This is a genomic window from Dietzia sp. IBK-p2-15D (assembly GCF_057773105.1).
Genome location: NZ_JBYMTK010000014.1, coordinates 40,891 through 53,725, shown reverse-complemented (window position 1 = coordinate 53,725; position 12,835 = coordinate 40,891). Strand labels below are relative to the sequence as shown.

The following is a 12,835-nucleotide window of genomic DNA, read 5'->3' as shown; positions in this document are numbered from 1 at the left end:
CGGTCAGGCCGGCCGTGTGCGGGGTCCGTGCCGGGTGTGGCCCGGCGGATTGATGAGTGTGCCGTCGTCGGCGACGATGCGGTCGGCGAAGGCGTTCCACTCGCGTTCCCAGATGGCGTCACGGGCACGGGCCAAGGGGCCCTTGGGTCTGGTGCGGTGTTCGTGTCCGGTGTCGGTGATGATGACGAGTTCACCCAACGGCCCGGACCGGTAGGCGTTGGTCCCGAACGTCTTCTCTCGGTGGTGTTTCCGACACAGGCAGACGAGGTTCCACTCGGTGGTCGGCCCGCCGAGTTCAGGGTCCTTCGTGTTGAACGCGATCACATGGTCCACGTCACAGGCCTCGGCGGGAACCGAGCACCCCGGATGTCGGCAGGTGCCGTCGCGCATGCGGATGCGCTCGGCCATCGCCGGGGTGATCACGTAGCGCAGGGCGTGTTCCGGGGAGTCGAGCACGCCGGGGGCAGGGTCGATGAGCTCGAACCGCACGCTCGCGTCGTCGCCCTCGAGCAGTTCCGTACAGAGCCATTCGACGCTGCTGTAGGTGCCGTGGACGAATTCGACACGGTTGGGCAGGCCCCGGGCCGCGGAGGCGATCACGCTGATGCGGATCGGCTGACCGGCCCGCGCGGCGTTGCCCAGTGTGGGCCTGGGTAGGTCCGCCCCGAGCCTGACGTCGCCGAGCTCGATGCCGTCGTGCTCGGACGCAGGGGCCGGGCCGGAGCCGGAGCCGGCGCCGGGGCTGGTCGCGGACGGGCCACCAGCAGGCGGATAGACGGCGAGCGCGGCGAGGGCGTCGGCGCGGAGCTGATCCAGGGAACCGTCCAGTCCGTCCGCCGAGGCGGCCGACGCGTCGGTCTCGATGCGACGCCGGAGGAGTTCGGCATCGGCGGCGGTGAGCTTGGCCCACATCGTGGCCATCCCGTTCCGGTCACCGCGGAATCGGACCGAGCGGGTGGCGGCCGCCGCGGCGGCGGCGTCCTGCGCGGCAGCCGGGTCGTGCCGCTCCACGGCGTCATCGATCGCCGAGTCCACCGCGTTGCGGGTGGGCCGGTCGCCACCGTCGAGATCGTCCGTGAAGCGCGCGACCACCTCGTCCTCCACGACCGACACGATCGCGTCCGGCACCTCCGCCAGGCGACATGCGATATCGACCGCCAACTGCTCTGGCAGCAGCCCTCGGTCGACCGTGGATCGCAAACGGGGCAGTCGCCGGTGGATCTGCGTCCCGGCCGTCACCAACCGCGCAGCGTGCCAACACGTGAGCTGACACGCCGCCACGAGGTGATCGCGGGCCCGGGCCTCCGGATCCAGCCGGGCGTACGCGGGTCGGCGCGAACCGGCGCCGGCCTCGTCGGCCTCCTCCGACTGCGCCTGTTCGGCCCGGGCGAACTGTTCGACCAGGACATGTGCCGCCTCCAGCCGCGTGGACCCGGCACGGTTCTGCGCCAGCGTCGCGGCACGGGCAGCCTCGCTGACGGCCTCCATGTCGACCATGCCGAGGGGCTCGGGTACTGCGAACAGCGCACTCGTCGTCGTCACCATCCCACCTCCCTCCGCCACCGGCATCGAACCTACATTCGACAGTACCCGCGCCGAAGGGATAGCACAAGGGTTCGATCACTCACCCCAACCGGGTACCCACCCACTGCGCCAGGATCCGCGCGCAGGCGTCGACGCCCTCGACCCACGTGGTGCCCGCGGAGTCGTCGGCGGAGTCCGAGACGTGCTTGACCAGCCGCGTGGGGACGCCCAGCATCGCGCCCGCCGCGGCCACCGCGTACCCCTCCATGTCCACCAGGTCGGCGATCCCGGCCAGGCGGTCCCGCACCGGACCGCCGGCAACGAAACTGTCGCCGGTCGCGAGGACGGGTGCGGCCGTCCCCCCGGGCCCCGACGGCGCCGCGGCGTGCTCGGGGGTCACCGCGCGCACGGCGGACAGTGCCAGCGGCGGCCCGTCGTGCCGGCCGGTGACGGCGTGCAGGGCGGGGTCGTCGAAGTCGTGCTGGAACACGGTCACGATCTCGTGCGTGCCCTCCATCCCCGGGTGCAGCCCACCGGCGGTGCCCACGTTGACCAGTTCGCGGGGTCGCACCCCGCCGCCGAGCGCGTGCGCGACGGCCACGGCCGCACGCACCTTGCCGACCCCCGTGACGAGTACGGGGAAGTCGGTGACGAAGTGCCGCGCCTCCTGCTCCAGTGCGACGACGACGAGAGGGTGAGCCGGATCGACGGTCCCGATGAGTTCCACGCGCCATACGGTAGCCGTCGCCCCGCCCGCCCGAGCCCACGGAAGGCCGGGTGAGACGATCCCCACCGCCCCGTAGATGACAAGGCCTTCCTCTGCTCTTCATCCAGGCCTCATGTCCCGCACCTACCGTGGAGTCCAACCCACTGGGCCGGAGCCTGTGTCAGGCCCCGGCGCCCCGAGCGAAAAGGTTGCCCTCTATGTCCCTCCACGCCCCCACCCCCTCCGCACGACGTCGGGCCCTCCTCGCCCTCCCGGTGGCCGCCCTGCTCGTCGCCGCCGGCTGCTCCTCCGGATCCGATGACGAACCGGCCGCGGCAAACCAGACCGTCACGGCGACCGTGACCGCCCCGGCCGAGGCAGCGACCGAGGCCACGACCGACACGTCCCGGCAGCCCGCCGGGGATCGCCGGGACGGGGCGACCGACGTCGACCGCGCGAACTGCGACACCGAGATCTCCGGGCAGGACGTCACCGGCGACGTCACCGTCCGTGACGGCCAGACGTGCGTGCTGTCCGACCTCACCGTCACCGGCGACATCGACGTCCTCGATGGCGGCCGACTCGAGACGACGAACGTCCGCGTCACCGAGGACATCGAGGCCGAGGGACACCCCGTCGTCCTGATCTCCGGCGGCGAGGTGTCCGGCTCGATCGAGCTGGACTCCGGCGGCGAGGCGATCGTGGAGAACGTCCGCATCGGCGACAGCCTGGAGTCGGAGCGCAACTCCGGCCCGCAGCGGTTCGAGGGCAACACGATCGGCGGGGATCTCGAGTGTGAGGCCAATGCCCAGGCCCCAACAGGTGGCGGCAACCAGGTCGCCGGCGCCCGCGAAGGCCAGTGCTCAGGGCTCTGACCGGCCCGCCCGATTCAGCCCCCGGACGGGTCCCACCAGCGTCGCTCGCCCACACCCAGCGGAAACCGGGCCACGACCTCGTGGCGGGCCCGACCGCGGGGCCCCTCGCCGAGGAACGAGTCGACGAGTGCGATCTCGGAGACCTCCCACTCGCTGCTCGAGAAGGTGTCGAGCACCCGCAGCCAGGCGGTCGCATCGTCGCGGCCGCCGAGCCGGGCGAGCGTGAGGTGCGGACGGAACCGGGCGCCGTCCGGGGCGCAGCCCGCCGCATTGGCGGCCGAGCGGACCCCCGCCGCCAGTGCGTTCAGTGGCCGCTCCTCGGGCTGATCGACCCCCGCCCACAACACCCTGGCCCGCTCGACGGAGGGGAACGCCCCCGCGCCCGCCAGCCGGAGCATGAACGGCTCGCGCTTCCGGGCGACCGCCGCCAGCCGCTCGGTCAGCTCGTCGAGGCGCCAGTCGTCGACGTCGGGACAGAACGTCAGGGTGAGGTGCCACTGGGCGGGTTTCGTCCACGTCAGGCCCGGCCGCGGCTCGAGGAACCGCTCCATTTCCTCGCGAACCTCGTCGGGCGGCACGACCGCGACGAACATCCGATGCCCCATCACCCCACCGTGCCCATCACTACACCGTGGCCCACCGCGCGCCCAGCCACAAGCCCAGCGCGGCGGCGGCGATCGTGACGGACATCGTGCCCACCGCGTAGGCCAGCGCCATGACGACCCGCCCCTCGCCGCCGAGGCGGAGCGTGTCGTAGCTCGCGGTGGAGAACGTCGTGTACCCGCCGAGGAGACCGGTACCGATCACGGGGGCCGCCAACGACCAGCCGGGCCCTGCGGAGCCCGCGTGGAACCAGCCCACGAGCAGGCCGAGGGCCAGTGAACCCGACACGTTGATGAGGAACGTCGCCAGTGGGAACGGGCGCCGCCAGCGCGAGGACACCGCCACGTCCGCCACATACCGCAGTGCCGCGCCGCCGCCTCCGCCCAGCGCGAGCCACCCGGCCAGCACGACGTCATCCCACGCCATGGGTACCAGCGTGATGCTCACGTGGACGCCCGCGCCCGGTCCTGACGCCCCCGGGACGCCAGGACGATCCCGAGCATCGTCGCCACCGCGCCGAGCGCCAGCGTGGTGGCGGCATAGAGGACGGCGACGGGGACATCGCCCCGCTGCATGAGCATCGCGGCCTGCTGGGCGATGAGGGAGTACGTGGTGAATCCCCCGCAGAAGCCGGTCCCGAGCAGCAGTCGCGCACCTCGTCGTCGTTCCCAGCCGGGGCGTGCACCATCCCGGTCAGCACCGTCGGCGAGCCGGGTCGCCAGGTACCCGAGCGCGAACGCGCCCACCAGGTTCACGACCAGGGTCGCCACGAGCGCCGGATCGGGGACCACCAGCGACACCGCGACCCGCGCGTAGGTCCCGACGGCGCCACCGACCGCGACCAACGCCACCGCGGCGGGCAACCTCACTGCGTCGGTCCGCTCACGTGGACAGTCCGGCCTTCAGGGCGGCGTCGAGGCCGTCGCAGTCGCCGGTGACCTCCAGGCCTGCGGCGTCGGCACCGACGCGTCCCCACAGCAGCAGCGCGAGGGCCTCCGGCGGCCCCGCCACCTCGACCACGCCCGTGGAATCGGGGCCCGCACCGTCCGTTGCGAGCAGCTCCCACTCCAACGCACCGAGGGACCCCGCCCCCACCGGCTCGGCGCCCGTGGCGAGGCCTCCCGCGGCCGCCCCCTCCGGGCCGTGGGGTAGGGCGCGCAGCCGGATCGTCACCATGAGCGGCGGCACGTGGGCGGCCATGTGCGGACGCATGACCGTGCAGAACTCGTCGACCGTGTCCACGGCGACGTCCTCCGGCACAGGCGTGGTGGCGGCGGCACCGTGCAGGGCGTTCTCGAGATCCCACCGGTGGACGAGGGTCTCGTGGAGCTGGCGCCGCGGCCAGAAGTCGGCGCGGCCCGGGCCGGAGAAGGTCCAGGCGGGCGCGTCGGGGGCCGTGTCGGTGAAGGTCCTGAGCATCTCGGCGGCGAGGCCCGAGTACCAGTCGACGAGCGCGGCGGACCCCTCGGTCGCCGGCGGCGCGGAGTGCTTGACCGGGCTCATCCCCCGGGTCCGCGAGTCGGGCGTGGCCTCGCGGACCGTGGCGCCGCCCCACCAGTTGACCGTGCCCAGGTGGACCACCAGGTCGTGCACGGTCCACCCCGGGCACGAACCCACCGGGGCGGTGACGTCCACGCCGGCCCCGAGCCCGTCCCCGGCCAGCGCGAACCGCACCAGCCCGACCTGCGCCTCGAGCGCGTCGAGCATCCTGGTCCGGCCGAGCCGGGCGGTCATACGCGGGTCGCCTCGTCGGAACCGGGGCGGTCGTTGCCGTCCGCCCGACGTCGGGTGAAGTCGATCTGTCGCCCCGCGTTGGACACCGCCACCACGGTGCCGGTGCCGAACATCCCGTCATGGTCGAACAGCGAGGCCGTGCCCACGGCGACGCCGTCCGAGCTGACGTGCTCGTCGGCCTCGATCCCGATGTCCCCCGACCTCGGCAGCCGGGCCAGTGCCACGGTGAGGTCGGCGTTGATGAAGCCGATCCCCTCGTCCCCCCAGTGCGTCATGAGACTCGTGGACTCGGACACGATGACGGCCCGCTGGAACGGGGACGCCGACTCCCCCACCACCACGTCCAACGGATGGATCCAGAAGCGCTTGCGCTGGTCGTTCTGATGCGCACCCATGTCGCGGTCCCACGAGGGGCCGGGCTCGCCGCTGCCGAAGAACACGGTGGTCCCCGGCCCGGACTCCCCGGGATCCGCGCCGGCCGGTGCCGCGAGCGCCCGCCCGGACTGCCACACTCTGCCCGGCGGCTGCTCACCGCGGCGCAGCTGGACGAGCGTGGCACGGGCGACGATCTTGCCGCCCTGGAGCAGGCGGGCGTCGGCCACGCGGATGCGGTTGCCGCTGCGGATCTCCTCGGTCCGCACGACCAGTGGTTCATTGCGTACCGGAGCGAACAGGTCCACGGTGAGGCGGGCGGGGTGGAACTCCTCGGCACCGAATTCGTGCTCGAGCGTGCGGGCCGCGGCCACGACGACGGCGGGGCCGCTCAACATGCTTTCTGACCACACGCTCTGAGCGAATGCAGTGGGCAAGTACACATCCTTCGCACCGAGTGCGAAAAAGGCATCTCGGCTCACAATCACCACCCCCCGGACTCGATCGAGAACTTATTCGCAAACTTGGAGAACGATACGTCGCTATCCCACCGTCTCAGTATGGCTGCCGCCCAATTTCCACTGATCGTTCGACGGGCCACCATGTTGCCACTCTCGGCCTCCAGACGGTGGGAGGTACACGCCAATCGCCGGGCGCATTCTGGTCGTCCGCCCGTCGACGGCGACCGAATCTTGTCGAGTAAATGTGACGCACGTCTCATTAACCTGTAGTCTGGCCGTAGCGTTCGGCACTACGATTTCGCGAGCGGCAGGAGTAGACGCCATGTTCCAGACAATCATCCTTCAAACTGCCCACCTCAGGGGCGAGGTCTCGGTCAGGGTCGCGGCCGCGGCTACCGCGATCCCAGTAGAATTGGCGGCCGAGCGACTCCGCGAGATGGCGGGGCGCGGGCTGCTCCGAGGCGAGAAGACCTACACCCTGACGCCCGCAGGGAGGTTCTGCCTGAACTTGGCATATGCCGTTGAAGCGAGCCGAACGCTCTGTAGTCCATTCGCGGCCTCGAGTTCGGCGGTCGTCGCATTGAGATAGTCGTTCCGGAGGAGTTCGAGCGTGAGTGAAGCGAAGTCCGCCCTCGTCCCCATTCGGCGAGGATAGATCGCCGCCTTTCCGACCATTCGGTGAAGCTCCTCGAATGGGCCGTCCTCGTCGTAGACCCCCGTATCCACGCCCCCGGGTGCGACTGCGTTGACCTGGATGTCGACACCGGCCAGGTCCCGAGCCAGTGGGCGGAGCATCCCGTGCTGCCAGGCATTGACTGCCGCGTACGCCGCCAGCCCGGTCTGGCGACCGCGCTGACCCCCGCCGAACCGCCGACCACTAGGGCCGAAGCCCCCGGCACCGGCGAAGTACGCGCCCCCCTGGACACGACCATCCTCGCGTCCGGCCGCAACTCGATCTCGTCCATCAACCCACCGGGTCGCGAACCGACTGCCGGCTCAGGGTGTTGAGTCGATCCAGCCGATCCGGGCGACAAGGGCGGTTCATCGTCGTCAATCCCGCAGCGAACGCTGTCTCACGTCCAGCCCCAATCGAACGTTCTTATACGTGGATCATGCCCGGAACCGGTCGCGGAGGGATGACAAATGCTCGTCGTCGAGGCCGAGACCATTCCGGAGATAGGTGATCAGGTCACCGTAATCGGCTTCCATCTGCTCTATCCCGGCCTCAAGATAGGCGAGATCGGCGACCATTGCCGGCATTAGGAAATCATCGGGTTTGTCGCCGAAAAAGGCCCGCGCGGCGTTCAGGCTCCTCGGGTCCATCCGGTCGTTGGTGAGCAGGAAGTCCGCCTCCACGTCCGCATCACCGACGCCCGCCAGACGCTGGATCAGCATCGCGGCCCACCCAGTGCGATCCTTCCCTTCGGCACAGTGGAAGAGCTGAGGTCCCGGATACTCTGCGATACCGATGAGCAGGGTGGTGAAACCTTCCCGCTTGGTCGAGTTTGTCACGAAGCCCCGGTAGTGGTTGATCATCGCCTCACGAAGGTCGTTCGCCGTCTCGATCACCGTCATGTCGTCCGCGCTGAGCCCCGGAACCCACGCATGCCGCCAGATCGCCCCTGCGATCTCACTATCCGGGGCGCGCTCATATTCCTTCTGGCTCCGGAGATCGTGAATGGTTTCGATTCCCAGGGAGGAGATGCGATCCAGGTCCTCCGGAGAGGTCTGGAACTTGCTCGAGCGGAAGAGCACTCCCCGTCGCATCGGACCGTCGGGGGTCGTGTATCCGGGGCCCGCCACATCCCGGAAGTTCGGGACGCTACGAAGCCTCCCGTCCTCCATTTCATCGGATTCGATCCGAGAAGTGAATCCGTTCACCACAGCTCCCGCACCTTCTTGACCACGCGCTCGACCGTCGGGTAGCCGTTCAGACCTGACGAGAAGGGGACCGGAGTGAACGCTGCGCCGACGCGGCCGACCGGGGCCAAGAGCTCACCGAACAGATCCTGATGGATTCGCGCACTGATCTCGGCGCCCGGACCGAGAAACTCGGTTGCTTCATGGACGACGACGCAGCGTCGCGTTCGTTCGACCGAGTCGTAGATGGTCTCGAAGTCGAGCGGCACCAGGCTCCGGAGATCGATCACCTCGGCCTCGATCCCGGAGCCCGCGAGCTCTTCCGCCGCCTCGAGAACCAGGGGGACCATCCCGCCGTACGTGACGATGGTGATGTCCTCACCCGCGCGCACTGTCGAGGCCTTGCCCAGGGGCACGGTGTAGGAGCCCTCCTCCACCATCTCCCTGTCGGCGAAGAGTAGTTTGGCGTGCTGGATGAACAGGCACGGGTCCGGTGACTGCAGGCACGACTGGAGCAGCCCTTTTGCATCGGCGGGGTTGGACGGGAAGACCACGTTGATGCCAGGTGTGTGCATGAACCAGGCTTCGAGCGACTGGGCGTGCTGAGCGCCATAGTGCGACGTGCCGATAGTCGTCGTGACCGTTATCGGCGCAGGCGTGGCGCCACCCGACATGTATCGCAGCTTCGCGGCGTGGTTGAGCACCTGATCAAGGGTGAGGGTGATGAAGTCGAAGAACATGATCTCCGCCACCGGGCGGTACCCGCCCAATGCCAGGCCGACAGCGGCGCCCGCAAAGCCGTTCTCCGCTATCGGGGTGGAACGAACCCGCTGTGTGCCGAACCGTGTGGACAGTCCCACACTCGTCTTGAACACACCGCCGATCGGCTCCTCCACGTCCTCTCCGAGGAGTACGACCTTGTCGTCCTCTTCCATGGCGCAGTGAAACGCCGAGTTGATGGCCTTCGCCATCGTCATGCGACTCTCAGACATCGCTCAGTCTCCTCACGAAGCTGGGGTCGGCGAACACGTCCGTATACAGCTCCTCAGGGTCGGGCATCGGTCCGGACTCGGCGTAGGCGAAAGCATCCTCGACATACGCCTCGACCTCGGTTTCGATCTCGATCAATTCGTTCTCCGCGAACTTGTCGTTGTCGAGCAACCACCGACGGAACGTGGGTGCGGGATCACGCTTCATCGCCTCTGCGAGTTCATCCTCCGGCACGTAGCTGAAGTCGGCGGTACCGGTGTGCCCTGTGAGGCGGTAGTGCACGAACTCGAGGAAGGTCGGCCCCTCGTCGCGGCGAGCCCTGTCCACGGCCCGCTGGAGGGCTGCCAGGCTGGCGAGTGGGTCGAATCCGTCGATCTTCTCGGAAGGCATCCCGTAGGACGCCGCCCTGGCGGAGAAGTCGCCGGCTGCTGTGTACTTGGCGACGGGCGTGTGCTCGCCCCACTGGTTGTTCTGGCAGACGAAGACGAGGGGAAGCTTCCACAACGCCGCGAAGTTCATCGACTCATGGAAAGACCCGATCGATGTCGCACCGTCTCCGAACGTGGTGATGGTCGCAGAACCCTTTCCGTCCATCTGGGCCGCCATCGCCAGCCCGGCCGCGATCGGCATCCCGGAACCGACCACACCGGTCGTCGCCGTGAACCCCACGGACTGGTCCTGGAGGTGCATGGTTCCGCCCTTGCCGCGTGACGTTCCAGTGGTGCGACCGTAGAGCTCGGCCATGATGTTCCGGAGTGGCACTCCCTTGGCGAGCGCGTCTCCCAGGTTGCGGTAGGTGGAGATCATGCGGTCCGTCGGCTCGAGCACCTCGCCCATCGCCGCGCACACCGCCTCCATCCCGCGCACCGGGTAGAACGCCGCGGCCAGACGACGGGCCTTGGTCTCGGCCACCGACTTCTGATCCGCCATGGCCGTGGTCAGCATGAGGTGATACATCCGCTTGAGCGCTTCGCGCGACGGTTCTGGTTCTGTCATGTCCGGCTCCCACTCATTCGTCGAAGTTCCCAAAGGCCAGTGAATAGCTGGGATCGGTCAGGTCCCGTGCGCCCGGGATGTCATAGTTGGCGCGCCCCCCTGTGAGCAGCATCGTGGACGGCTGGCACGAGTTCCACTCAACCGTGATCTTCCGCCGCCAGATCCGCCAGATCCCGTCGCGCCGGGTCAGCTTGTCGAGGTAGCGACCGCCAGTGAAGTACTCCTGCTCGGCCTCGAGCTTGCCGTCCGCCTCCACCCGGTCTGCGTAGTCGGCGCCGAAGAAGGCCTCGACGGACTTTCGACCGCCCGGCACCCGGTGGTAGCCGAACATACAGGACTCCGCTATCGCCCTGTCGCCGTCGATCTCGACCAACTCGTTGGTGACGTGGTGGATGCCGTAGCTGGTCTGGGCCTTGAGTCGGGGAATCATGAAGTCGACGAACTGATGTGCGTCACCGTCGAAGGAACCGTGGGCATCGGTGGCGTCATGGTGGTAGACCGACTTGAGCAGCTCTGCATCACACCGGTCGATGCCCCGGGCATAGCGGTGCAGCACCTCGATCACCTGTTGCCGGTCGTAGACCAGCTGGAGCAGATCGTCTCGGTTACCGGGCTGGGTCTTCGGCTCGAACAACATGCGGATCAGACCCTCTCCGCGACGATCGCCGAGGCGGCAGCCTCACCGGCGATACGGCCGAATCCGGCCGCGCTGGCCAGCGAGCTGCCGGATCCCGAATACGTCGGGCCGGTGATCCCACCCGTGCACTCCCCCGCGGCGTAGAGCCCTTCCACCAGGCGGCCGTCCACGCCGACCACGCGCGCGTGGTCGTCGATCCGCAGTCCGTAGCCCGTGTGCGCGACCGCGGTCGGGCGCACCTCGACCGCATAGAACGGTGCGGTCGAGATGGGGTTGAGGAACCTGTCGGGCTTGGAGAAGTCGGAATCACTCCCCGCCTCGACCAACGAGTTGTACCTGATGATCGACCCGACGAAGTCGTCGCGCGGGACGCCGGCCGAGTCGGCCAACTCCTCCAGCGAGTCGGCGATGTGCACGCGATCATGGTTCTTGTACTGCTCGATGACGTCCGCGTTGTAGTGCTTGGGCTTGAACTTGGCGTGATTGGGCCAAATCTGCTTGTAGGCGTCGCCGTACCTCTCGGCGAGCTCGGACGGCGGGCGGAGCGCCGCGTCATCGAAGACGACGTACGCCACGTTGTCGCGAGCCTTGAGCAGGCTGTCCAGGATCCCGTACGGCGACGTCTCGTCGCAGAATCGCTGTCCCTCGCCGTCCACGAGGACGACCCAGCCGGGCAGGAACGCCTCATGCAACGTGTCCACCCCGGGATTGAGCATGCGTAGTCCGCGGTTCTCGCCCGTCACCTGTGCGCCGACCTGGTCCGCGAACCGGAGGTGATCCCCGCGGGCACCGTCGGCACCGATGTAGAAGGTCTCCCCGGGCACCCAGGCGATGGGATAGTGCTCGGCCATGTACTCGGGGGACGCGCCGAATCCGCCGGTCGCCACGATCACCGCATCGGCCGTGAGCACCTCGCCACCCGCCTTGACCCCGGTGACCCGCCCGTCCTCACGGACCAACTCGTCGACCCGGTTGCCGAGTGCGAACTCGATTCCGGCCGCCCGACATCTGGGGACGAGCGCGTCGATGATCGCCTGCCCGCCGCCGTCGACGCAGTGGCCACGGGGACGCCTGTCGTCGCCACTGAAGATGAGCCGGTCGTAGAACGGGACACCGTGGCCCTCGAGCCAGTCGATGGTCTCACCGCTGCGCGCGGCCCACCGCTCGACCGGCCCCGTCGAGACATCCCAGACGTTGATCGCCATGTATTCCTTGAACATGTCGTCCTCGGCGTCCTCGATCCCGGCCGCACGGGCGAGTCTGCTGCGGCTGCCCATGACGACACCACCGCACAGCCGCGTCGAGCCTCCGAGGACGCTCTCCGACTCGACGACCAGAATGTTCTCGCAACCATTCTCCGAGGCAGTGAGAGCTGCGGAGAGTCCCCCCAGGCCGGATCCGATGACGATCACGTCAAAGTCGGGCTTGCTCATGTCAGCTCCTTGCTGGTCAGCGCCGCCACGGGCAGGCGCAGATGGGTCGAGTCATTGAGTCGGGCGAGCTCCCGGTGACCGCTACTGCTGGCCCTCACGATCGAGACCCCGGTGTAGTCCGGGTGGTGGAAGACGAGCCTGTCGGCGTGGATGAAGGAGCCGATGAAGGCGTTGATGACCGCTCCATGGCTCACCACCACGACGCGTTGTCCCCGATGCTCGGCGATGATCGCCTCCAGCGTGGTCACCGCGGTGCGCCGAATGGTGTCGGCGTCTGTCCCGTACGCGGAGAAGTCCTCGCGCCGAAAAGCCTCCATCTGACTGTTCCCGGGCTCGAGTAGGTCCTCGATGTGAACGTAGGGCTTCCCGAAATCGAACTCGGCGAGTCCGTCGTCGCTGGTGGGGTTACATCCGACGGCAGCACCGATGACTGTGGCGGTCTCCATCGCTCTCCGCTGCGGCGAACTGTAGAGCGCGTCCCACTCCTCACACGCCAGTCTTCGTGCGACCGCCTCCGCCTGTCGGATGCCGACGGCGCTGAGCCCGGGGTCCTGGCGTTCGGCCGCGGTCGCCGACCTGGAGGGCTCAGCGTGCCGTACCAGTGCCAGTTCCACGTCAGTGTCCTCCCAGCTCGAGCAGTGCGT

General features: G+C 68.7%; 15 protein-coding genes. 1 reads left to right on the top strand and 14 read right to left on the bottom strand.

Translation table 11 applies throughout. From position 1 onward, the window contains the following. Window positions 1–3 precede the first annotated feature (3 nt). On the bottom strand, window positions 4–1,545 hold the full coding sequence (locus AC3DEV_RS15565; protein WP_488372679.1) for an HNH endonuclease signature motif containing protein: 1,542 nt from the start codon (window positions 1,543–1,545) through the stop codon (window positions 4–6). Between the two features lie 79 nt (window positions 1,546–1,624). Further along, window positions 1,625–2,251 carry a nucleosidase gene (locus tag AC3DEV_RS15560; protein WP_488372678.1) on the bottom strand — a complete coding sequence of 209 codons (627 nt, stop codon included), beginning with the start codon at window positions 2,249–2,251 and terminating at the stop codon, window positions 1,625–1,627. A gap of 197 nt (window positions 2,252–2,448) precedes the next feature. On the opposite strand from AC3DEV_RS15560, the gene AC3DEV_RS15555 reads away from it, so the two are divergent. Beyond that, window positions 2,449–3,105 (top strand): hypothetical protein, encoded by a 657-nt coding sequence (locus AC3DEV_RS15555; RefSeq protein ID WP_488372677.1) that lies wholly within the window; start codon window positions 2,449–2,451, stop codon window positions 3,103–3,105. Window positions 3,106–3,119: 14 nt separating this feature from the next. On the opposite strand, the gene thpR is transcribed toward AC3DEV_RS15555, so the two are convergent. The 12 genes from thpR to AC3DEV_RS15495 all read right to left on the bottom strand — a co-directional run bounded on the left by thpR (window position 3,120) and on the right by AC3DEV_RS15495 (window position 12,805). Continuing rightward, the gene (thpR, locus tag AC3DEV_RS15550) at window positions 3,120–3,710 is read right to left on the bottom strand and encodes an RNA 2',3'-cyclic phosphodiesterase (RefSeq protein WP_488372676.1); all 591 of its coding nucleotides are present in this window, start codon (window positions 3,708–3,710) and stop codon (window positions 3,120–3,122) included. 19 nt (window positions 3,711–3,729) lie between these two features. Continuing rightward, complete coding sequence (locus AC3DEV_RS15545) at window positions 3,730–4,155, bottom strand: fluoride efflux transporter FluC (RefSeq protein WP_488372675.1); 426 nt, start codon at window positions 4,153–4,155, stop codon at window positions 3,730–3,732. After that, window positions 4,152–4,577 carry a fluoride efflux transporter FluC gene (locus tag AC3DEV_RS15540; RefSeq protein WP_488372674.1) on the bottom strand — a complete coding sequence of 142 codons (426 nt, stop codon included), beginning with the start codon at window positions 4,575–4,577 and terminating at the stop codon, window positions 4,152–4,154. The genes AC3DEV_RS15545 and AC3DEV_RS15540 overlap by 4 nt, the downstream gene beginning before the upstream one ends. Before the next feature lie 13 nt (window positions 4,578–4,590). Next, window positions 4,591–5,442 (bottom strand): maleylpyruvate isomerase N-terminal domain-containing protein, encoded by an 852-nt coding sequence (locus AC3DEV_RS15535; RefSeq protein ID WP_488372673.1) that lies wholly within the window; start codon window positions 5,440–5,442, stop codon window positions 4,591–4,593. Beyond that, window positions 5,439–6,212, bottom strand: coding sequence for a thioesterase family protein (locus AC3DEV_RS15530; protein ID WP_488372672.1), 774 nt, complete (start codon window positions 6,210–6,212; stop codon window positions 5,439–5,441). The genes AC3DEV_RS15535 and AC3DEV_RS15530 overlap by 4 nt, the downstream gene beginning before the upstream one ends. 534 nt (window positions 6,213–6,746) lie before the next feature. After that, the gene (locus AC3DEV_RS15525; protein ID WP_488372702.1) at window positions 6,747–7,109 is read right to left on the bottom strand and encodes an SDR family oxidoreductase; all 363 of its coding nucleotides are present in this window, start codon (window positions 7,107–7,109) and stop codon (window positions 6,747–6,749) included. Window positions 7,110–7,385: 276 nt separating this feature from the next. Continuing rightward, window positions 7,386–8,159: a tyrosine-protein phosphatase gene (locus AC3DEV_RS15520; RefSeq protein WP_488372671.1), complete on the bottom strand. Its 774-nt coding sequence runs from the start codon at window positions 8,157–8,159 to the stop codon at window positions 7,386–7,388. Continuing rightward, window positions 8,153–9,127, bottom strand: a complete 975-nt coding sequence (locus AC3DEV_RS15515; RefSeq protein ID WP_488372670.1) for an alpha-ketoacid dehydrogenase subunit beta — start codon at window positions 9,125–9,127, stop codon at window positions 8,153–8,155. Before AC3DEV_RS15515 ends, AC3DEV_RS15520 begins: the two co-directional genes overlap by 7 nt. Next, window positions 9,120–10,121, bottom strand: a complete 1,002-nt coding sequence (locus AC3DEV_RS15510) for a thiamine pyrophosphate-dependent dehydrogenase E1 component subunit alpha (protein WP_488372669.1) — start codon at window positions 10,119–10,121, stop codon at window positions 9,120–9,122. The genes AC3DEV_RS15515 and AC3DEV_RS15510 overlap by 8 nt, the downstream gene beginning before the upstream one ends. Before the next feature lie 13 nt (window positions 10,122–10,134). After that, on the bottom strand, window positions 10,135–10,758 hold the full coding sequence (locus AC3DEV_RS15505; RefSeq protein WP_488372668.1) for a nuclear transport factor 2 family protein: 624 nt from the start codon (window positions 10,756–10,758) through the stop codon (window positions 10,135–10,137). A 5-nt stretch (window positions 10,759–10,763) separates the two neighbouring features. Beyond that, on the bottom strand, window positions 10,764–12,191 hold the full coding sequence (locus AC3DEV_RS15500; protein WP_488372666.1) for an FAD-dependent oxidoreductase: 1,428 nt from the start codon (window positions 12,189–12,191) through the stop codon (window positions 10,764–10,766). Further along, window positions 12,188–12,805 (bottom strand): histidine phosphatase family protein, encoded by a 618-nt coding sequence (locus AC3DEV_RS15495; protein ID WP_488372665.1) that lies wholly within the window; start codon window positions 12,803–12,805, stop codon window positions 12,188–12,190. The genes AC3DEV_RS15500 and AC3DEV_RS15495 overlap by 4 nt, the downstream gene beginning before the upstream one ends. Window positions 12,806–12,835 lie beyond the last annotated feature (30 nt).

Bases quoted from the DNA above. Each gene is read 5' to 3' on its own strand.
- AC3DEV_RS15505 (WP_488372668.1), bottom strand. From the start codon at position 10,758: ATGTTGTTCGAGCCGAAGACCCAGCCCGGTAACCGAGACGATCTGCTC.
- thpR (WP_488372676.1), bottom strand. From the start codon at position 3,710: ATGGGGCATCGGATGTTCGTCGCGGTCGTGCCGCCCGACGAGGTTCGC.
- AC3DEV_RS15510 (WP_488372669.1), bottom strand. From the start codon at position 10,121: ATGACAGAACCAGAACCGTCGCGCGAAGCGCTCAAGCGGATGTATCAC.
- AC3DEV_RS15535 (WP_488372673.1), bottom strand. From the start codon at position 5,442: ATGACCGCCCGGCTCGGCCGGACCAGGATGCTCGACGCGCTCGAGGCG.
- AC3DEV_RS15565 (WP_488372679.1), bottom strand. From the start codon at position 1,545: ATGGTGACGACGACGAGTGCGCTGTTCGCAGTACCCGAGCCCCTCGGC.
- AC3DEV_RS15555 (WP_488372677.1), top strand. From the start codon at position 2,449: ATGTCCCTCCACGCCCCCACCCCCTCCGCACGACGTCGGGCCCTCCTC.
- AC3DEV_RS15515 (WP_488372670.1), bottom strand. From the start codon at position 9,127: ATGTCTGAGAGTCGCATGACGATGGCGAAGGCCATCAACTCGGCGTTT.
- AC3DEV_RS15500 (WP_488372666.1), bottom strand. From the start codon at position 12,191: ATGAGCAAGCCCGACTTTGACGTGATCGTCATCGGATCCGGCCTGGGG.
- AC3DEV_RS15530 (WP_488372672.1), bottom strand. From the start codon at position 6,212: ATGTTGAGCGGCCCCGCCGTCGTCGTGGCCGCGGCCCGCACGCTCGAG.